Source organism: Streptomyces sp. IBSBF 3136, from assembly GCF_036815105.1.
GTDB lineage: Bacteria > Actinomycetota > Actinomycetes > Streptomycetales > Streptomycetaceae > Streptomyces.
Genome location: NZ_JAJSZC010000036.1, coordinates 19,007 through 39,653 on the forward strand (window position 1 = coordinate 19,007; position 20,647 = coordinate 39,653).

General features: G+C 70.5%; 16 protein-coding genes. 13 read left to right on the plus strand and 3 right to left on the minus strand.

The annotated features are described in order from the left end of the window. Positions 1 to 165: 165 nt before the first annotated feature. The 5 genes from yajC (at position 166) to V7E45_RS10940 (ending at position 7,074) form a co-directional block, all read left to right on the plus strand. Positions 166 to 699 carry a preprotein translocase subunit YajC gene (gene yajC / locus V7E45_RS10920; RefSeq protein WP_333773900.1) on the plus strand — a complete coding sequence of 178 codons (534 nt, stop codon included), beginning with the start codon at positions 166 to 168 and terminating at the stop codon, positions 697 to 699. Between the two features lie 142 nt (positions 700 to 841). Then, positions 842 to 2,632, plus strand: coding sequence for a protein translocase subunit SecD (secD, locus tag V7E45_RS10925; RefSeq protein ID WP_333773901.1), 1,791 nt, complete (start codon positions 842 to 844; stop codon positions 2,630 to 2,632). A 3-nt stretch (positions 2,633 to 2,635) separates the two neighbouring features. Further along, positions 2,636 to 3,745 carry a protein translocase subunit SecF gene (secF, locus tag V7E45_RS10930; protein ID WP_333773902.1) on the plus strand — a complete coding sequence of 370 codons (1,110 nt, stop codon included), beginning with the start codon at positions 2,636 to 2,638 and terminating at the stop codon, positions 3,743 to 3,745. Next, a complete protein-coding gene (locus tag V7E45_RS10935; RefSeq protein WP_333773903.1) occupies positions 3,742 to 4,281 on the plus strand; it encodes an adenine phosphoribosyltransferase in 540 nt (179 codons plus the stop codon). The genes secF and V7E45_RS10935 overlap by 4 nt, the downstream gene beginning before the upstream one ends. A gap of 285 nt (positions 4,282 to 4,566) precedes the next feature. Beyond that, entirely contained in the window at positions 4,567 to 7,074 is a 2,508-nt protein-coding gene (locus tag V7E45_RS10940) for a RelA/SpoT family protein (RefSeq protein WP_333773904.1), read from the plus strand. A 99-nt stretch (positions 7,075 to 7,173) separates the two neighbouring features. On the opposite strand, the gene V7E45_RS10945 is transcribed toward V7E45_RS10940, so the two are convergent. Together V7E45_RS10945 and V7E45_RS10950 are read right to left on the minus strand one after the other, a co-directional pair. Then, positions 7,174 to 8,403, minus strand: coding sequence for a DUF349 domain-containing protein (locus V7E45_RS10945; protein ID WP_333773905.1), 1,230 nt, complete (start codon positions 8,401 to 8,403; stop codon positions 7,174 to 7,176). A gap of 155 nt (positions 8,404 to 8,558) precedes the next feature. Continuing rightward, on the minus strand, positions 8,559 to 9,386 hold the full coding sequence (locus V7E45_RS10950; RefSeq protein ID WP_333773906.1) for a peptidylprolyl isomerase: 828 nt from the start codon (positions 9,384 to 9,386) through the stop codon (positions 8,559 to 8,561). Between the two features lie 179 nt (positions 9,387 to 9,565). On the opposite strand from V7E45_RS10950, the gene V7E45_RS10955 reads away from it, so the two are divergent. The 5 genes from V7E45_RS10955 (at position 9,566) to rpsD (ending at position 14,798) form a co-directional block, all read left to right on the plus strand. Then, positions 9,566 to 10,273, plus strand: coding sequence for an MBL fold metallo-hydrolase (locus V7E45_RS10955; protein ID WP_333773907.1), 708 nt, complete (start codon positions 9,566 to 9,568; stop codon positions 10,271 to 10,273). Positions 10,274 to 10,287: 14 nt separating this feature from the next. Continuing rightward, positions 10,288 to 11,550, plus strand: a complete 1,263-nt coding sequence (gene hisS / locus V7E45_RS10960) for a histidine--tRNA ligase (protein ID WP_333773908.1) — start codon at positions 10,288 to 10,290, stop codon at positions 11,548 to 11,550. 255 nt (positions 11,551 to 11,805) lie between these two features. Continuing rightward, a complete protein-coding gene (locus tag V7E45_RS10965; protein ID WP_333773909.1) occupies positions 11,806 to 12,462 on the plus strand; it encodes a vitamin K epoxide reductase family protein in 657 nt (218 codons plus the stop codon). Positions 12,463 to 12,527: 65 nt separating this feature from the next. Then, a complete protein-coding gene (locus V7E45_RS10970; protein ID WP_333773910.1) occupies positions 12,528 to 13,880 on the plus strand; it encodes a replication-associated recombination protein A in 1,353 nt (450 codons plus the stop codon). Positions 13,881 to 14,183: 303 nt separating this feature from the next. Beyond that, a complete protein-coding gene (rpsD, locus tag V7E45_RS10975; RefSeq protein WP_020938857.1) occupies positions 14,184 to 14,798 on the plus strand; it encodes a 30S ribosomal protein S4 in 615 nt (204 codons plus the stop codon). 21 nt (positions 14,799 to 14,819) lie between these two features. On the opposite strand, the gene V7E45_RS10980 is transcribed toward rpsD, so the two are convergent. Further along, the gene (locus tag V7E45_RS10980) at positions 14,820 to 16,985 is read right to left on the minus strand and encodes an ATP-binding protein (protein WP_333773911.1); all 2,166 of its coding nucleotides are present in this window, start codon (positions 16,983 to 16,985) and stop codon (positions 14,820 to 14,822) included. 162 nt (positions 16,986 to 17,147) lie between these two features. On the opposite strand from V7E45_RS10980, the gene V7E45_RS10985 reads away from it, so the two are divergent. From V7E45_RS10985 to alaS, 3 genes are read left to right on the plus strand one after another with little or no spacing between them, the layout of a single operon-like run. Beyond that, positions 17,148 to 17,582: a DUF948 domain-containing protein gene (locus tag V7E45_RS10985; RefSeq protein ID WP_333773912.1), complete on the plus strand. Its 435-nt coding sequence runs from the start codon at positions 17,148 to 17,150 to the stop codon at positions 17,580 to 17,582. Positions 17,583 to 17,598: 16 nt separating this feature from the next. After that, entirely contained in the window at positions 17,599 to 17,946 is a 348-nt protein-coding gene (locus V7E45_RS10990) for a hypothetical protein (RefSeq protein ID WP_333773913.1), read from the plus strand. Beyond that, entirely contained in the window at positions 17,946 to 20,618 is a 2,673-nt protein-coding gene (gene alaS, locus V7E45_RS10995; protein WP_333773914.1) for an alanine--tRNA ligase, read from the plus strand. The genes V7E45_RS10990 and alaS overlap by 1 nt, the downstream gene beginning before the upstream one ends. The last annotated feature ends 29 nt before the right edge of the window (positions 20,619 to 20,647 follow it).

Below are 20,647 nucleotides of genomic sequence, written 5' to 3' on the forward strand. Positions count from 1 at the left end.
CGGCGAAGGCATTGGCCGGAGCAGGAACCCAGGTGCCATGCTGAGCGTTGTTCCATGCGCGCGGACTCGCTTAGACTCCGCCGATGCCGCCCTCGCGGGCGGCGCCGACCCACCCCCATCCAACAGGCCGCTCTCCGCGCGGTCGCGCGAAGGAAATTCCGTCCCGTGAATGCCTTTACCCTTCTCCCCTTCATCGTGCTCATCGCGGCGATGTTCCTGATGACGCGCTCGGCCAAGAAGAAGCAGCAGCAGGCCGCCAGCATGCGCAACGAACTGCAGCCCGGCTCGGGCGTCCGTACGATCGGGGGCATGTACGCGACGGTCAAGGAGGTCAACGAGGACACCGTCCTCCTGGACGCCGGACCGGCCGTCGAGCTCCTCTTCGCCAAGAACGCGATCGGCGCCGTCCTCACCGACGACGAGTACAACCGCATCGTCCACGGCATCGAGCACGACCTGAAGTCCGACACGGACATCGTCCCGGACGACGCCTCCTCCCTGACCGGGACCGACGCGTCCGAGGAGCCTGCCGCCGCCTCCGGCGACAAGGCCGTCGACCTCGGCAAGCAGGACGCCGCCGAGGACAAGGCCGACGCGGCCGCCGCCGCCGACGCCAGGGCGGACGCGGCCGCCGCCGCTGCCGAGGCCAAGGCGGACGAAGAGCCGAAGAAGACCGACGGCGACGCCGACGCGAAGTAGCCACGTCCCGGGGTGCGCGGTGCGGCAGTGACCGCGCCCCGCGCACCCCGGCCACGTGTGTTCTCCGCACGGGAGCCCGACACCATGTCATGGCCGACCGCGCCCACCGGCAGCGGGGCGGCCCGAGAGGGAGTACGAGAAGGTGGCAGCACCTAAGAAGGGCCGGAGCGCGACCGCCCAGAGCAAGCCAGGGCGCTCGCTGGCCCTCATTCTGATCGCCATCGTGGCGCTCACCGCCGGGATGTTCGCCTCCGGGCACCGCACCCCGCGTCTCGGCATCGACCTCGCCGGTGGCACGAGCATCACGCTCAAGGCGAAGGCCGACCAGGGGTCCGCGATCAACAAGGCCAACATGGACACCGCGGTCGACATCATGAACCGCCGCGTCAACGGCCTGGGCGTCTCCGAGGCGGAGGTGCAGACCCAGGGGGCCGATCACATCATCGTGAACATCCCCAAGGGCACCAACTCCAAGGAAGCCCAGCAGCAGGTCGGCACCACCGCCAAGCTGTACTTCCGCCCGGTTCTCGCCAGCGAGCCCACCGGCGTCGCCGCGAAGACCCCCTCGCCGAGCACCTCCCCCAGCGGCAGCGGCTCGCCGAGCCCGTCGGGCAGCCCCTCGGCCAAGGAGAAGGCGTCCTCGTCCTCCACCGCTTCCCCGACGGCGTCCGCCACCTCGCAGGGCCGCCCGGTCACCGACGCCCTCAAGGCCGACAGCACTCCGTCGCCCTCCGGCTCCCCGAACGCGACGTCGTCCGCGGACTCCAAGGCGTCCCCCAGCCCCTCCGCGTCGCCCTCCGGCGGCACCGCCGGCGCCACCAAGCTCCAGGCGCAGTACGCCGCCCTGGACTGCTCCAAGCCCGACCAGCGGAGCAAGGCCGGCCAGGGCGCCAAGCCCGGCGAGCCCACCGTGGCCTGCGGCGAGGACAACAAGATCTGGTACAAGTACCTGCTCGGCCCGGCCGGCGTGGACGGCACCGAGGTGAAGAAGGCCCAGGCGGTCTTCGACACCCAGGGCGCCTCCGGCTGGCAGGTCCAGATGAACTTCAACTCCAGCGGGACCAAGAAGTTCGCCGACATCACCTCGGAACTCGCCAAGAACCAGCAGCCGCAGAACGAGTTCGGCATCGTCCTCGACGGCGATGTCGTCTCCAGCCCGTTCGTGCGGACCGCCATCACCGGCGGCCAGGCGGAGATCTCCGGCAGCTTCACCCAGCAGGAGGCGCAGAGCCTCGCCAACATGCTGTCGTACGGCGCCCTGCCGCTGTCCTTCAAGGAGGACACCGTCACCACCGTGACCGCCGCGCTCGGCGGTGAGCAGCTGCGCGCCGGTCTGCTCGCCGGCGCCATCGGTCTCGCGCTGGTCGTGCTGTACCTGGTGATCTACTACCGCGGTCTGTCGCTCGTCGCGATGGCCTCCCTGCTGGTCTCCGCGATCCTCACGTACGTGATCATGTCGCTGCTCGGCCCGGCCATCGGCTTCGCGCTGAACCTGCCGGCCGTCTGCGGTGCCATCGTGGCCATCGGTATCACCGCGGACTCGTTCATCGTGTACTTCGAACGCATCCGGGACGAGATCCGTGAGGGCCGCACGCTGCGCCCCGCCGTCGAGCGTGCCTGGCCGCGCGCCCGGCGCACCATCCTGGTCTCCGACTTCGTGTCGTTCCTCGCCGCCGCCGTGCTGTTCATCGTCACCGTCGGCAAGGTCCAGGGCTTCGCGTTCACGCTCGGCCTCACCACCGTGCTCGACGTGGTCGTCGTCTTCCTGTTCACCAAGCCGCTGATGACGCTGCTGGCCCGCCGGAAGTTCTTCGCCGACGGCCACAAGTGGTCCGGTCTCGACCCGAAGAGCCTGGGCGCCCCGCCGCCGCTGCGCCGCACCCGCCGTCCCGCCGGTCCCGCCGCCGGCCCTGCCGACCCGAAGGAGGCGTGAGCGATGTCGAAACTCGGCAACCTCGGTGCCCGACTGCACCGCGGCGAGATCAGCTACGACTTCGTCGGCAAGCGCAAGATCTGGTACGGCGTCTCCATCCTGATCACCATCACGGCCATCCTCGGCCTGGCGGTGCGCGGCCTGAACATGGGCATCGAATTCCAGGGCGGCGCGGTCTTCACCACGCCGGTGAAGATGAGCACCTCGGTGGCGCAGGCGGAGGAGTTCGCGAAAGACGCCTCCGGCCACGAGGCGATCGTGCAGAAGCTCGGCAACGGCAGCCTGCGCATCCAGATCGCCGGCATCGACACCGACAAGTCCGACCAGATCAAGCAGAAGCTGGCCCAGGACCTGAAGCTCAACCCGGAGAAGCTGGCCGCCGACCTGGTCGGGCCCAGCTGGGGTGAGCAGATCGCCAACAAGGCGTGGGAGGGCCTCGGCATCTTCATGGTGCTCGTGGTGATCTACCTGGCGATCGCCTTCGAGTGGCGCATGGCCATCGCCGCCCTCGTCGCGCTCATCCACGACATCACCATCACGACCGGTATCTACGCCCTGGTCGGCTTCGAGGTCACGCCCGGTACGGTCATCGGTCTGCTGACCATCCTCGGTTACTCGCTCTACGACACGGTCGTCGTCTTCGACAGCCTCAAGGAGCAGACCAAGGACATCACCAAGCAGACCCGTTTCACCTACAGCGACATCGCCAACCTGTCGATCAACGGCACGCTGGTGCGTTCCATCAACACCACCGTGGTCGCCCTGCTGCCGGTGGCCGGCCTGCTGTTCATCGGCGGCGGCTTCCTCGGCGCCGGCACGCTGAACGACATCTCGCTGTCGCTGTTCGTCGGCCTGGCGGCCGGCGCCTACTCCTCGATCTTCATCGCCACGCCGCTCGTCGCCGACCTCAAGGAGCGCGAGCCGGCGATGAAGGCGCTGCGCAAGCGGGTGCTGGCCAAGCGCGCCCAGGCCGCCGCGGGAGAGGACCTCGCGGGCGCCCGGGTGACGGGCGGTGACGAGTCCGACGACAACGCTCCGGCCGTCGTCGGCCCGCGCAACCAGCCCGTCTCCCGCAACCGGGGCCGGGGCAGGACCTCCGGGAAGCGCCGATGACGGACATCGAGGGGCTGCTGCTCAGCCGCATCCGGGACGTGGCGGACTACCCGGAGCCGGGCGTGATGTTCAAGGACATCACCCCGCTGCTCGCGGACCCGGCCGCGTTCACGAGCCTGACCGACGCGCTCGCCGCGATCGCGGCGGACACCGGCGCGACCAAGATCGTCGGCCTGGAGGCCCGGGGCTTCATCCTGGGCGCCCCGGTCGCGGTCCGCGCCGGCCTCGGCTTCATCCCGGTTCGCAAGGCGGGCAAGCTGCCCGGAGCGACCCTGCGCCAGGCCTACGACCTCGAGTACGGCTCGGCGGAGATCGAGGTGCACGCCGAGGACCTCACCGCGGGCGACCGGGTGCTGATCGTGGACGACGTGCTGGCGACCGGCGGGACCGCCGAAGCCGCCATCCACCTCATCCAGCGGGCCGGCGCCGACGTCTCGGGCCTCGCCGTCCTCATGGAGCTCGGCTTCCTCGGCGGCCGCGCCCGCCTGGAGCCGGCCCTCGACGGCGCGCCGCTCAGCGCGCTCCTCCAGGTCTGACCCACCAGGTCCCACGGACCGAGCACCGCGCGACGGCCGCCCCGGCACCCCCGGGGCGGCCGTCGCCGTCACGGCCCCCGTCACCCGGTCCCCGGCACCCGGCCCACGCCGTCCACGCCCGGCGAGACATCTCCAGGCCACCTCCCGGAATCACACGAGAGCCCCCGGCGTTCCCTGGGTACACGGTCCTCACATCCGCCTGAAGGCGATGCCGGGGCGCGGGATCGCTACCATGGGGTCTCCGGAGCCTGATCGGGGGACCCGGATCGCGCACGAGGAGTCCTCTTGCCAGACGAGGCCCAGCACCTGACCGCCGCCAAGCCCGACTCGGCGGCCGCGGCCAAACCCGCTCCGAACGTGTCGCACGCGAAGAACGACACGCGCGGGGCGGTGGAGCACGCCCAGTCCGCGCCGGTCGAGAAGGCTGCCGAGGTCGCCCGTCCCAAACCGGCCCCGCCCGTGCGCCCCGCCGCGGGCCAGCCCGCCCGCTCCGGTTCCTCCAACCGCGTCCGTGCCCGCCTCGCCCGGCTCGGCGTCCAGCGAGCGAACCCGTACAACCCCGTGCTGGAGCCGCTGCTGCGGATAGTGCGCAGCAACGACCCGAAGATCGAGAACTCGACGCTCCGGCAGATCGAGCGCGCCTACCAGGTCGCCGAGCGCTGGCACCGCGGCCAGAAGCGCAAGAGCGGCGACCCGTACATCACGCACCCGCTCGCCGTCACCACCATCCTCGCCGAGCTGGGCATGGACCCGGCGACCCTGATGGCGGGGCTCCTGCACGACACCGTCGAGGACACCGAGTACGGCCTGGACGACCTGCGCCGCGACTTCGGCGACGTCGTCGCGCTGCTCGTCGACGGCGTGACCAAGCTGGACAAGGTCAAGTTCGGCGAGGCGGCGCAGGCCGAGACCGTGCGCAAGATGGTCGTGGCGATGGCCAAGGACCCGCGCGTCCTGGTCATCAAGCTCGCCGACCGCCTGCACAACATGCGCACCATGCGCTACCTCAAGCGCGAGAAGCAGGAGAAGAAGGCGCGCGAGACGCTGGAGATCTACGCGCCGCTGGCCCACCGGCTGGGGATGAACACCATCAAGTGGGAGCTGGAGGACCTCGCGTTCGCGATCCTCTACCCCAAGATGTACGACGAGATCGTGCGGCTGGTCGCCGAACGGGCGCCCAAGCGGGACGAGTACCTCGCCATAGTCACCGACGAGGTCCAGGCCGATCTGCGGGCCGCCCGGATCAAGGCGACCGTCACCGGCCGCCCGAAGCACTACTACAGCGTCTACCAGAAGATGATCGTCCGCGGTCGCGACTTCGCGGAGATCTACGACCTGGTGGGCATCCGCGTCCTCGTCGACACGGTCCGCGACTGCTACGCGGCCCTCGGCACGGTGCACGCGCGATGGAATCCGGTCCCGGGCCGGTTCAAGGACTACATCGCCATGCCCAAGTTCAACATGTACCAATCGCTGCACACGACGGTCATCGGCCCCAACGGCAAGCCCGTCGAACTGCAGATCCGCACGTTCGACATGCACCGGCGCGCGGAGTACGGCATCGCCGCGCACTGGAAGTACAAGCAGGAGGCCGTGGCCGGTGCCTCCAAGGTCCGCACCGACGTCCCCAAGGCGTCAGGCAAGGACAAGGACGCCATCAACGACATGGCGTGGCTGCGGCAGTTGCTCGACTGGCAGAAGGAGACCGAGGACCCCGGCGAGTTCCTGGAGTCCCTGCGCTTCGACCTGTCCCGCAACGAGGTCTTCGTCTTCACGCCCAAGGGTGACGTCATCGCGCTCCCGGCCGGAGCCACCCCGGTCGACTTCGCGTACGCCGTCCACACCGAGGTCGGCCACCGCACCATAGGAGCGCGGGTCAACGGCCGGCTGGTCCCGCTCGAATCCACTCTGGACAACGGCGACCTGGTGGAGGTCTTCACCTCCAAGGCGCCCGGCGCCGGGCCGTCCCGCGACTGGCTCGGGTTCGTCAAGTCGCCCCGGGCGCGCAACAAGATCCGGGCGTGGTTCTCCAAGGAGCGCCGCGACGAGGCGATCGAGCAGGGCAAGGACGCCATCGTGCGCGCCATGCGCAAGCAGAACCTGCCGATCCAGCGCATCCTCACCGGCGACTCCCTCGTCACCCTCGCCCATGAGATGCGCTACTCGGACATCTCCGCGTTGTACGCGGCGATCGGCGAGGGCCACGTCTCCGCGCAGAACATCGTGCAGAAGCTGGTCCAGGCCCTGGGCGGCGAGGAGGCCGCCACCGAGGAGATCGACGAGACGGTCCCGCCGGCCCGCGGCCGCGGCCGCAAGCGCCGCTCCAGCGCCGACCCCGGTGTCGTCGTCAAGGGCGTCGACGACGTGTGGGTGAAGCTGGCCCGCTGCTGCACCCCGGTCCCGGGCGACCCGATCATCGGATTCGTCACGCGCGGTAGCGGTGTATCGGTTCACCGCAGCGACTGCGTCAATGTGGAGTCACTGTCCCGCGAGCCGGAGCGGATCCTCGACGTCGAGTGGGCGCCGACCCAGTCCTCGGTCTTCCTGGTCGCCATCCAGGTCGAGGCGCTGGACCGCTCCCGGCTGCTGTCGGACGTCACCCGGGTCCTGTCCGACCAGCACGTCAACATCCTCTCGGCGGCCGTCCAGACCTCCCGCGACCGGGTGGCCACCTCCCGGTTCACCTTCGAGATGGGCGACCCCAAGCACCTCGGCCACGTCCTGAAGGCCGTACGGGGTGTGGAGGGCGTGTACGACGTCTACCGAGTGACCTCGGCGCGCACCCGCTCGTAGGCCACTCACGCAGGCCCCCTGGGCTCCCAGGGGGCCACCGGAACACCGGAAAGGCCCCGTACGTGCGTACGGGGCCTTTCCACGTGGTCGGTGAGGGGATCAGCCGCCGAACTCCTGCAGGCCCTTCAGAGCCTGGTCCAGGAGCGCCTGACGGCCCTCCAGCTCACGCTCCAGCTTGTCGGCCCTGGAGCCGTTGCCCTGGGCGCGCGCCTGATCGATCTGAGCGCGCAGCTTGTCGACCGCGGCCTGGAGCTGACCGGTCAGGCCCTCGGCGCGCGCACGCGCCTCCGGGTTGGTCCGGCGCCACTCGGCCTCCTCGGCCTCCTGGATGGCCCGCTCGACCGTGTGCATCCGGCCCTCGACCTTCGGCCGCGCGTCCCGCGGGACGTGACCGATGGCCTCCCAGCGCTCGTTGATCGAGCGGAAGGCGGCCCGGGTGCCCTTCAGGTCCGAGATCGGCAGGAGCTTCTCGGCCTCCTCGGCCAGCTCCTCCTTGAGCTTGAGGTTCTCCGCCTGCTCGGCGTCCCGCTCGGCGAAGACCCCGCTGCGGGCGGCGAAGAACACGTCCTGGGCACCGCGGAAGCGGTTCCACAGGTCGTCCTCGTGCTCGCGCTGGGCACGGCCCGCGGCCTTCCACTCCGCCATCAGCTCGCGGTAGCGCGCCGCCGTCGGACCCCAGTCCGTCGAACCGGACAGCGCCTCGGCCTCCGAGACCAGCCGCTCCTTGGTCTTGCGCGCCTCCTCGCGCTGCGCGTCAAGCTGCGCGAAGTGCGCCTTGCGGCGCTTGGAGAACGCCGACCGGGCGTGCGAGAACCGGTGCCACAGCTCGTCGTCGGACTTGCGGTCCAGACGCGGCAGACCCTTCCAGGTGTCCACGAGCGCCCGCAGCCGCTCACCGGCGGCCCGCCACTGGTCCGACTGCGCGAGCTGCTCGGCCTCCGTGACCAGGTCCTCCTTGGCCCGGCGTGCCTCGTCGGACTGCTTGGCCCGCTGCGCCTTGCGCTCCTCGCGCCGGGCCTCGACCGTCGCCACGAGCTTGTCCAGCCGGGTCTTCAGCGCCTCCAGATCGCCGACCGCGTGATGCGCGTCCACCTGCTCGCGCAGGTGGTCGATCGCGGTCTGGGCGTCCTTCGCCGACAGGTCGGTGGTCTTCACTCGCTTCTCGAGGAGGCCGATCTCGACAACCAGGCCCTCGTACTTGCGCTCGAAGTAGGCAAGCGCCTCCTCAGGGGAGCCGGCCGCCCAGGAACCGACGACCTGCTCGCCGTCGGCCGTACGCACGTACACGGTCCCCGTCTCGTCGACGCGGCCCCACGGGTCGCTGCTCACAGCGCCTCCTCCACATGATGCCTGCGGCGGGTCTCAGCGCCCCCGGGCATCGTCCACAGTTTCGTCACGGCCAACATAGGCGACCAGCGGGTTGCCTGTCCGCATCCAGCGCGACCGAAATTCCGCAGTTCGCCGTACTGATCTCGCCGGTGAAGTCAGGACTTGGTGACCGTCGCCTTGTCGATGACAACGGTCGCGTTCGGGGCGCCGTCGCCCGCGCCCGTGTTCTCGCCAGCGGCCGCGATCTTGTCCAGCACCTTCAGGCCGGCCGTGTCGATCGTGCCGAACGGCGTGTAACTGGGCGGCAACGGGCTGTCCTTGTAGACCAGGAAGAACTGGCTGCCGCCGGTGTGCTTCTGGCCGGTGTTGGCCATCGCCACCGTGCCCGCCGGGTACTTGTTGCCCTTCAGGCTCGCGTCCTTCAGGTTCTCGTCCGGGATCGTGTAGCCCGGACCGCCGCTGCCCTGGCCCGTCGGGTCGCCGCACTGCAGCACGTAGATGCCGTTCGTCGTCAGACGGTGGCACCTGGTGTGGTCGAAGAAGCCCTTGCCCGCGAGGAAGTCGAAGGAGTTGACGGTGTGCGGGGCCGCCGACGCCTTCAGCGCGATGCCGATGTCACCGCACGTCGTCGCGAGCTTCATCGTGTACTTCGCCGACGTGTCGATCGTCATCGCCGGCTCCTTCTTCCACTGGAGCTTGCCGATCGAGCCCGCGGCCGGCTTCGCGCACGGGTCCGGCGCCTTCTTGCTCGGCGTGGCGCTCGGGGTGACGTCGGCGCTCGCGTTCGTCTTCTTGTCGTCGTCGCCGTTCTTCAGCACGCCGGTCGTGTACAGCGCGACACTGCCGATCACGACCACGCCCAGCACCGACGCGATCACGGAGTTGCGCATGCGCGCCTTGCGCCGCGCGCTGGTGCGCCGCTGCTGCTGCCGCAAGAACTTCTCCCGGGCGAGCTGACGCCGCCGCTGCTCCTGGCTGACCACCGGGTTCTCTCCTCATGCGTGTCGTGTGTCGACCGGTACGCGTGCGTCCTCTGAGCCGACAGACGCGTGTAGCCCCGTACCGTATATGGGTTCGCTGAGGAAACGGCAGCGCCGGTAGGCTCTGGGCCACGGGCCGACCGCCCGTGAGACCTCCCGTATCGACACAACGAAGGACGATCGTGCTCATTGCCGGGTTCCCCGCCGGGGCCTGGGGGACGAACTGTTATCTCGTCGCCCCCGCCGCCGGTGAGGAGTGCGTGATCATCGACCCGGGCCACCAGGCCGCCCAAGGAGTCGAGGAAGCACTCAGGAAGCATCGGCTCAAGCCCGTCGCCGTCGTCCTCACCCACGGCCACATCGACCACGTCGCCTCGGTCGTCCCCGTGTGCGGCGCGCACGACGTACCCGCCTGGATCCACCCCGGGGACCGGTACATGCTGAGCGACCCCGAGAAGGCGCTCGGCCGGTCGATCGGCATGCCGCTGATGGGCGAGCTGACCGTGGGGGAGCCCGACGACGTCAAGGAGCTGACCGACGGCGTCACCCTCGCGCTGGCCGGACTGGAGCTCTCCGTCGCGCACGCGCCGGGCCATACCAAGGGGTCGGTGACCTTCCGGATGCCCGGGGCGGCGGACATCCCGCCGATTCTCTTCTCCGGGGATCTGCTGTTCGCCGGCTCCGTCGGACGCACCGATCTGCCGGGTGGCTCGATGGAGGACATGCTCGACTCGCTGGCACGCGTGTGCCTGCCGCTCGACGACTCCACCGTGGTGCTGTCCGGCCACGGCACCCAGACGACCATCGGCCAGGAGCGCGCCACCAACCCCTATCTGCGGCAGGTGGCCGCCGGCCAGGGAGCCTTCGAGGCTCCCCGACGAGGAATGTGACGAGAGAGTCTTCCGTGAGCACGTTCAACGCCCCCAAGGGCACCTATGACCTCATCCCGCCGGACTCCGCCACGTACCTGGCGGTCCGCGAGGCGATCGCCGCTCCGCTGCGCAACTCCGGCTACGGCTACATCGAGACGCCCGGTTTCGAGAACGTCGAGTTGTTCGCTCGCGGTGTCGGCGAGTCCACCGACATCGTGACCAAGGAGATGTACGCCTTCGAGACCAAGGGCGGCGACAAGCTCGCCCTGCGCCCCGAGGGCACGGCGTCCGTGCTGCGTGCGGCCCTGGAGGCCAACCTGCACAAGTCGGGCAACCTTCCCGTCAAGCTCTGGTACTCCGGCTCGTACTACCGCTACGAGCGCCCGCAGAAGGGCCGTTACCGGCACTTCTCCCAGGTCGGCGCCGAGGCGATCGGCGCCGAGGACCCGGCGCTCGACGCGGAGCTGATCATCCTGGCCGACCAGGCGTACCGCTCCCTGGGCCTGCGCGACTTCCGCATCCTGCTGAACTCGCTGGGCGACAAGGAGTGCCGGCCGGTGTACCGGGCCGCGCTGCAGGACTTCCTGCGCGGCCTCGACCTCGACGAGGACACGCGCCGGCGCGTCGACATCAACCCGCTGCGGGTCCTCGACGACAAGCGCGAGTCGGTGCAGAAGCAGCTCACCGGCGCGCCGCTGCTGCGCGACTACCTGTGCGACGCCTGCAAGGCGTACCACGAGGAGGTCCGCGAGCTGATCGGCGCGGCGGGCGTGGCCTTCGAGGACGACCCGAAGCTGGTGCGCGGCCTGGACTACTACACCCGCACCACGTTCGAGTTCGTGCACGGCGGTCTGGGCTCCCAGTCCGCCGTGGGCGGCGGCGGCCGCTACGACGGCCTGTCCGAGATGATCGGCGGTCCCGCGCTGCCCTCCGTCGGCTGGGCCCTCGGCGTCGACCGCACGGTCCTCGCCCTGGAGGCCGAGGGCGTCGAGCTGGACATCCCGTCCTCGACCAGCGTCTACGCGGTGCCCCTCGGCGAGGAGGCCCGCCGGGTGCTGTTCGCCAAGGTCACCGAGTTGCGCAAGGTGGGTATCGCGGCGGACTTCTCCTACGGCGGCAAGGGCCTGAAGGGCGCCATGAAGAACGCCAACCGCAGCGGGGCCCGCTACGCCCTGGTGGCCGGTGAGCGCGACCTCGCCGAGGGCGTCGTGCAGCTCAAGGACATGGAGTCCGGCGAGCAGACGGCGATCGGCGTCAACGAGATCGTGGCCGAACTGGAGTCGCGGCTCGGCTAAGGGCCTGTTGCGAAAGTGGTCCTCTGCCGCGCGACGCAGGCCCTAGCCGCCCGCACGCGCGCGTGGGCGCCGGACGTTCCCTCCGGGGGCTCCGGCGCCCTTGTCGTCCGGCGTGCGGCCGGCGTCCGGAACCGAACGGACGGCACCTGTCGTACGTACATCCTTATGGGAAGCGAACGGTGCCCACCCGCGCGCGTGCGGCACAATGACCCGTGCCCGAAGATGGTCCGACTCTCAAGTGACGGAATCGGCGTGATGAGCAAGACGACAGTCAGGGACGCCTCCACCCAGCCCGGTCCCGAGCGTGCCGCCGACGCGCCGCGCACGGTGGGCGGCAGCCGCGCCTTCGCCCTGCTGCTGGTGATCACCGGCGCGGCCGGACTGCTCGCCGCCTGGGTCATCACGCTCGACAAGTTCAAGATCCTTGAGGCGAAGGTCGCGGGCAAGACCTTCACCCCCGGGTGCAGCCTCAACCCGGTCGTCTCCTGCGGCAGCGTCATGGAGAGCAAGCAGGCCGCCGCGTTCGGCTTCCCGAACCCGATGCTCGGCCTGGTCTGCTACGGCATCGTCGTCTGCGTCGGCGTGAGCCTGCTGGCCCGCGCCCGCTTCCCCCGCTGGTACTGGCTGACCTTCAACTTCGGCACGCTCTTCGGCGTCGCCTTCTGCACCTGGCTGCAGTTCCAGTCCCTGTACCGGATCAACGCGCTGTGCCTGTGGTGCTCGCTGGCCTGGGTCGCCACGATCACCATGTTCTGGTACGTCACCTCGTTCAACGTCCGCAACGACTTCCTGCCCTCCCCGCGCCGGCTGAAGTCGTTCTTCGGAGAGTTCACCTGGGTGGTGCCGGTCCTGCACGTCGGGATCATCGGCATGCTGGTCCTGACCCGCTGGTGGGACTTCTGGACGAGCTGACGGTCCCGGGCGGGGCCGCCGGCCGCCCGGCGCCGATTGTCAGTGCGGTGTTTTAGGGTTTCTGCGTGGAACCCGACCTCTTCACCGCAGCAGCGGAAGAACGCCAGGAGAAGGACCCGGCGGCCAGCCCCCTGGCGGTGCGGATGCGCCCGCGCACACTCGACGAGGTCGTGGGCCAGCAGCATCTGCTCAAGCCCGGCTCGCCCCTGCGCCGGCTCGTCGGAGGGGGAGGCGGCCCCGCCGGACCGTCCTCGGTGATCCTCTGGGGCCCGCCCGGCACCGGAAAGACGACACTCGCCTACGTCGTCTCCAAGGCCACCGACAAGCGGTTCGTGGAGCTGTCCGCGATCACCGCGGGCGTCAAGGAGGTCCGTGCGGTCATCGACGGCGCCCGCCGGGCCGCCGGCGGCTTCGGCAAGGAGACCGTCCTCTTCCTGGACGAGATCCACCGCTTCAGCAAGGCGCAGCAGGACTCCCTGCTGCCGGCCGTCGAGAACCGCTGGGTGACCCTGATCGCGGCGACCACGGAGAACCCCTACTTCTCGGTGATCTCCCCGCTGCTGTCCCGCTCCCTGCTGCTCACCCTCGAACCGCTCACCGACGACGACATCTGCGGCCTGCTCAAGCGGGCGCTGACCGACGAGCGCGGCCTGAATAACGCCGTCACCCTCCCCGAGGAGACCGAGGACCACCTGCTGCGCATCGCCGGCGGCGACGCCCGGCGCGCCCTGACCGCCCTGGAGGCGGCCGCCGGCGCCGCCCTCGACCAGGGCGAGACCGAGATCGGCCTGCAGACGCTGGAGCGGACCGTCGACCGGGCGGCGGTGAAGTACGACCGCGACGGCGACCAGCACTACGACGTCGCCAGCGCCCTCATCAAGTCCATCCGCGGCTCCGACGTCGACGCGGCCCTGCACTACCTGGCCCGCATGATCGAGGCGGGCGAGGACCCCCGGTTCATCGCCCGCCGGCTGATGATCTCCGCCAGTGAGGACATCGGCCTCGCCGACCCCAACGCGCTGCCCATCGCGGTCGCCGCGGCCCATGCGGTCGCCATGATCGGCTTCCCCGAGGCCGCCCTGACCCTCAGCCACGCCACCATCGCCCTCGCCCTGGCCCCGAAGTCCAACGCGGCGACCACCGCGATCGGCGCCGCGATGGAGGACGTCCGCAAGGGCCTGGCCGGCCCGGTGCCGGCGCACCTGCGCGACGGGCACTACAAGGGCGCCGCCAAACTCGGCCACGCGCAGGGCTACGTGTACCCGCACGACCTGCCCGAGGGCATCGCGCCGCAGCAGTACGCCCCGGACGCCCTGAAGGACCGCGAGTACTACACCCCGACCCGGCACGGCACCGAGGCCCGGTACGCCGACGCCGTCGAATGGACCAGGAAGCACCTCGGTCGCAAGCGCTCCTGAGCAGCCTGTAGACTTCCCCGAAGTGCTGAGTCCCGTGCAGTCAGAACGGGACAGTCAGCCGGAGACCCGGTCCCTCGCGGACCGACTCCAGGAGCGTCGCGCACCGTCGAACGGTGTCGCGGGCAGCCCACCACCACCCGGGAACCCGGGACCGGCCGGTGGGCCACTCGCGTGCTGCACGTATGTGCCCAGATCAGGGGAGCGGCTGCCCGGCAGGTCCACACGGACCCGGCGGGTTTCCCCGGCTGCGGATGCGACCTCCCTCAACCCTGACAAGCCGAAACCAGGAAAGAGAAACAGACAGTGGCGAACCAGTCCCGCCCCAAGGTCAAGAAGTCGCGTGCCCTCGGCATCGCGCTGACCCCGAAGGCCGTCAAGTACTTCGAGGCCCGCCCCTACCCGCCGGGCGAGCACGGCCGCGGCCGCAAGCAGAACTCGGACTACAAGGTCCGTCTGCTCGAGAAGCAGCGCCTGCGCGCTCAGTACGACATCTCCGAGCGCCAGCTGGTCCGCGCCTACGAGCGTGCGTCCAAGGTCCAGGGCAAGACCGGTGAGGCCCTGATCGTGGAGCTCGAGCGCCGTCTCGACGCCCTGGTCCTGCGTTCGGGCATCGCCCGCACCATCTACCAGGCCCGTCAGATGGTCGTCCACGGCCACATCCAGGTCAACGGCCAGAAGGTCGACAAGCCGTCCTTCCGTGTCCGTCCGGACGACGTCGTGCAGGTCCGCGACCGCTCCAAGGACAAGACGCTCTTCCAGATCGCCCGTGAGGGTGGCTTCGCCCCCGACGGCGAGACCCCGCGCTACCTGCAGGTGAACCTCAAGGCCCTGGCGTTCCGCCTGGACCGCGAGCCGAACCGCAAGGAGATCCCGGTGATCTGCGACGAGCAGCTCGTCGTCGAGTACTACGCCCGCTGATCCCAGCCCCGGCGCAGCACCTCAGCCCGCCGTCTCCCCGCCCTTCCGGGTGGGCGAGGCGGCGGGTTCGCGTTTGCCCGCCTCACCGTGGGAGCGCGAGACCGGCCCGCGCGGCGCCGGCAGCGCGGGCAGCGGCCGGACCCCGCCGCGCCCCAGCGCCCGGGCGACGGCCGCCTCCCGGTCCAGCCGCGCCCCCTCCCGCACACACTCCTCGTACCGGCCGTCGCCGAGGGCCCGCCGGGCGGTCGCCTCGCACAGCTCGTGCGGGGCGTTGTAGTACGCGGAACCGAACAGCGGCAGGCCCACCGACGGCCACAGCCGGCCCGCCGCGCCCTGGAGCACCGCCGCCTCGGCCGGGTCGCCCTGCCCGGCCGTGACCAGGGCGAGCAGCTCGATGCACAGCGCCGTACCCAGCAGGTCGTGAAAGGTGTGCACGTTCTCCAGGCAGTCCTCGAGCAGTGCCCGCGCGGCCACCGGGTCCCCGCCCCGCCAGGCCGCGTAGGCCAGCACGTACAGCGCGTACGAGCGGGCCCACCGCTCCCCGTGGTCCTCGCACACCCGGCGCACGTCCTCGCACAGCCGCACCGCGTCCGGCAGATCCCCCTGAAACGCCCGCGCCATCGCCAGCTCCACCTGGCCCATCAGGACGTTGCTGTTCAGCTCGCCGATCTCCCGGTAGCGCTCCAGCGCCGAACGCAGCAGCGTCTCCGCGCGCGCCATGTCGTCCGTGACCAGCGCCAGACACCCGGTGCGGTGCTCCGCGTACGCCACCGCGGTCCCGTCCGCGACCCGCTCGGCCTGCTCCCGGCACTCCCGCAGCGCCGCCAGCGCCGGCACGGTGTCGCCCTGGAGGACCGCCACGTAACCGAGCACCCACAGCGCCTTCAGCCGGGACCGCTCGTACTCGGAGTCCAGCTCCACGCTCCGCTCCAGCCACCGCCGCCCCTCCGACAGCCGCCCGCAGCCCGCCCAGCAGAACCACAGCGAGCCCGCCAGGTACTGGCCCAGATGCGCCTCGTCCGGCTCGGTCAGGCAGAACTCGAGCGCCACCCGAAGGTTGGGCAGTTCCGCCTCCACCCGCGCGGCGACCTCGCGCTGCCGGGGCGAGAACCAGTCCAGCTCGCACCAGGTCGCGAGGCCCAGGTACCAGTCCCGGTGCCGCCGCCGCAGCCGGGGCGCGTCCCCGGTCGCCTCCAGCCAGTCGGCGCCGTACTCCCGGACGGTGTCCAGCATCCGGTAGCGCGGTCCGGCCGGGCCCTCCTCGCGGGTCAGTACCGACTGGGCCAGCAGCTCGGCCAGCACGTCCAGCACGTCCTCGGCGTCCAGCCCGTCTCCGCTGCACACGTACTCGGCCGCCTCCAGGTCGAAGGTCCGCGCGAACACCGACAGCCGTGCCCACAGCAGCCGTTCGGCGGGCGTGCACAACTCATGGCTCCAGCCGATCGCCGTGCGCAGCGCCTGGTGGCGGGGCAGCGCGTCCCGGTCGCCGCCGGTCAGCAGCCGGAACCGGTCGTCCAGCCGTTGCAGCAGCTGCGCGGGTGACAGCGCCCGCAGCCGCCCCGCGGCCAGCTCCACGGCCAGCGGCAGACCCTCCAGCCGGCCGCACAGCTCCCGCACCGCCGGACCGTCCTCCACCGTCAGCCCGCGCTGCCGGGCCCGGTCCGCGAACAGCTCCACCGCCTCGTCCCCGGTCAGCGGGCCGAGCGGGAACAGCCGCTCGCCCGCGAGCCCGAGCGGCCGCCGTCCCACGGCCAGCACCCGCAGCTCCGGCAGCCCGCGCAGCAGCCGGGCGACCAGCAGAGCGACGGCCTCCACCTGGTGCTCGAAGCCGTCGAGCACCAGCAGCGCACGGCGGCCGGCGAGATGCCGGAGCACCGTCTCGACCGGCGTGCGGGTCGTGTGATCGTTCAGGTCGAGCGCCTCGGCCAGCGCGTACTGGACGGACTGCGGATCGCGTACCGGCGACAGCTCGACCCACCACACCCCGTCCCCGGGCGCCGACCGGGCCGCCGCCCGGGCCGCGAGGCGGGACTTGCCCACACCGCCGACGCCCGTCACGGTCACCAGCCTGGCCGTCTCCATCGCCTCGGCCAGCCCGGCCAGTTCGGCCGGGCGCCCGACGAAGGCGGTGAGTTCGGGGGGCAGATCGCCGCGCGTGGCGGGACCGGGGCGCTGAGGACCTCGCATGGGACACGGAGCGTACTGAACCGTGTTCATTCCGTACAATCGCTTCCCGCGACTCTCGCGCCCGCCGCCGGTAATCCGGTACGGAGCCCCGCGCCCGGCGCGATAGGCTCGGTGCACTGCTTTTACATGGTTCCGAAGTTCAGAGCACGTTTCAGGGAGCGGGTGCGCACAGTGTCCGGTGGAGAGGTTGCCGGGATCCTGGTGGCCGTCTTCTGGGCGATCCTGGTCTCCTTCCTCGCCGTCGCACTGGTGAGGCTGGCCCAGACGCTCAAGGCGACCACCAAACTCGTGGCGGACGTGACCGATCAGGCCGTCCCGCTGCTCGCCGACGCCTCCGCGGCCGTGCGTTCCGCGCAGACCCAGATCGACCGGGTCGACGCCATCGCCTCCGACGTCCAGGAGGTCACGTCGAACGCCTCCGCGCTCTCCACCACCGTGGCCTCCACCTTCGGTGGCCCGCTGGTCAAGGTCGCGGCCTTCGGCTACGGCGTCCGCCGGGCCCTGGGCGGCCGCAAGGAGGACGCGCCCCCGAAGTCGCCCCGACGTACGGTGATCGTGGGCCGCACGGTCCCCGCCGCACGACGCAAGCGGAAGTAAGGACTGAGACCGAGCGATGTTCCGTCGTACGTTCTGGTTCAGCACGGGTGTCGCCGCCGGTGTGTGGGCCACCACCAAGGTCAACCGCAAGATCAGGCAGCTGACCCCGGAGAGCCTCGCCGCCACCGCGGCCAACAAGGCGCTGGAGACCGGTCACCGCCTGAAGGACCGCGCGGTCGGCTTCGCGCTCGACGTCCGGGACAACATGGCACGGCGGGAGGCCGAGCTGGGCGAGGCGCTGGGCATCAACGCCGACCCCGAACTCCCCGCACCCCGGCGGTACACCGCCATCGAGAACGACCGCAGCAACCCGAAGTACGTCGACGACACGACGTACTCGTACAACCGGAATGAGGACCACTGATGGAGTCGGCCGAGATTCGCCGCCGCTGGCTGAGCTTCTTCGAGGAGCGCGGGCACACCGTCGTCCCTTCGGCGTCGCTCATCGCGGACGACCCGACTCTGCTCCTGGTCCCCGCCGGCATGGTGCCCTTCAAGCCCTACTTCCTCGGTGAGGTCAAGCCGCCCTTCGCGCGCGCCACCAGCGTGCAGAAGTGCGTGCGCACGCCCGACATCGAAGAGGTCGGCAAGACCACCCGGCACGGCACGTTCTTCCAGATGTGCGGCAACTTCTCCTTCGGCGACTACTTCAAGGAAGGCGCCATCAAGTACGCCTGGGAGCTGCTCACCAGCCCCCAGGACAAGGGCGGTTACGGCCTCGACCCCGAGCGTCTGTGGATCACCGTCTACAAGGACGACGACGAGGCCGAGCGCATCTGGCACGAGGTCGTCGGTGTGCCGAAGGAGCGCATCCAGCGCCTCGGCATGAAGGACAACTACTGGTCCATGGGCGTCCCCGGCCCGTGCGGCCCCTGCTCCGAGATCAACTACGACCGCGGCCCCGAGTTCGGCGTCGAGGGCGGCCCGGCCGTCAACGACGAGCGGTACGTGGAGATCTGGAACCTCGTCTTCATGCAGTACGAGCGGGGCGAGGGCACCGGCAAGGACAACTTCGAGATCCTCGGTGAGCTGCCGAGCAAGAACATCGACACGGGCCTCGGCCTGGAGCGCCTCGCCATGATTCTGCAGGGTGTGCAGAACATGTACGAGATCGACACCTCCATGGCCGTCATCGACAGGGCCACCGAGCTGACCGGTGTGGCCTACGGCGACGCCCACGAGTCGGACGTCTCGCTGCGCGTGGTCACCGACCACATGCGCACCTCGGTGATGCTCATCGGCGACGGCGTGACCCCCGGCAACGAGGGCCGGGGCTACGTGCTGCGCCGCATCATGCGCCGCGCCATCCGCAACATGCGGCTGCTCGGTGCCACCGGCCCGGTCGTCAAGGACCTCGTGGACACGGTCATCGAGATGATGGGCCAGCAGTACCCGGAGCTGGTCACCGACCGCGAGCGCATCGAGAAGGTCGCCGTCGCCGAGGAGAACGCCTTCCTCAAGACGCTGAAGGCCGGCACCAACATCCTCGACACCGCCGTCACCGAGACCAAGCAGTCCGGCGGCTCGGTCCTCTCCGGCGACAAGGCGTTCCTGCTCCACGACACCTGGGGCTTCCCGATCGACCTCACCCTGGAGATGGCCGCCGAGCAGGGCCTGTCCGTGGACGAGGACGGCTTCCGCCGCCTGATGAAGGAGCAGCGGGAGCGCGCCAAGGCCGACGCCCAGGCCAAGAAGACCGGCCACGCCGACATGGGTGCCTACCGGGAGATCGCCGACGCCGCCGGTGCCACCGAGTTCATCGGCTACTCCGACACCGACGGCGAGACCACGATCGTCGGCATCCTCGTCGACGGCGTCTCCTCCCCGGCCGCCACGGAGGGCGACGAGGTCGAGGTCGTCCTCGACCGCACCCCCTTCTACGCCGAGGGCGGTGGCCAGATCGGCGACACCGGCCGGATCAAGGTGGACTCGGGTGCCGTCATCGAGGTCCGCGACTGCCAGAAGCCGGTCCCGGGTGTCTACGTCCACAAGGGCGTCGTGCAGGTCGGCGAGGTGACGGTCGGCGCCAAGGCCCACGCCTCCATCGACGCCCGCCGCCGCAAGGCCATCGCCCGCGCCCACTCGGCCACCCACCTGACCCACCAGGCCCTGCGCGACGCCCTCGGCCCGACGGCCGCCCAGGCCGGTTCGGAGAACCAGCCCGGCCGCTTCCGCTTCGACTTCGGTTCGCCGTCGGCCGTCCCGACGGCCGTGATGACCGACGTCGAGCAGAAGATCAACGAGGTGCTCGCCCGCGACCTGGACGTGCACGCCGAGGTCATGGGCATCGACGACGCCAGGAAGCAGGGCGCCATCGCCGAGTTCGGCGAGAAGTACGGCGAGCGGGTCCGCGTGGTCACCATCGGAGACTTCTCCAAGGAGCTGTGCGGCGGCACGCACGTTCACAACACCGCCCAGCTCGGCCTGGTCAAGCTGCTCGGCGAGTCCTCGATCGGTTCGGGTGTCCGCCGTATCGAGGCCCTCGTCGGTGTCGACGCGTACAACTTCCTCGCCCGTGAGCACACGGTCGTCGCCCAGCTCCAGGAGCTGCTCAAGGGCCGACCGGAGGAGCTGCCGGAGAAGATCTCCTCGATGCTCGGCAAGCTGAAGGACGCCGAGAAGGAGATCGAGAAGTTCCGCGCCGAGAAGGTGCTCCAGGCCGCCGCCGGTCTCGCCGAGTCCGCCAAGGACATCCGCGGTGTCGCCGTCGTCACCGGTCAGGTGCCGGACGGCACGACGCCGGACGACCTGCGCAAGCTGGTCCTGGACGTGCGGGGCCGTATCCAGGGCGGCCGGGCCGCCGTGGTCGCCCTCTTCACCGTCAACAACGGCAAGCCGCTCACCGTCATCGCCACCAACGAGGCCGCCCGCGAGCGTGGTCTCAAGGCCGGTGACCTGGTGCGCACCGCCGCCAAGACCCTCGGTGGCGGCGGTGGCGGCAAGCCGGACGTCGCCCAGGGCGGCGGCCAGAACCCGGCCGCCGTCGGTGAGGCCGTCGGGGCCGTCGAGCGTCTCGTCACCGAGACCGCCAAGTGACGACCAAGTAAGGAAGCGTAAGAGAACGT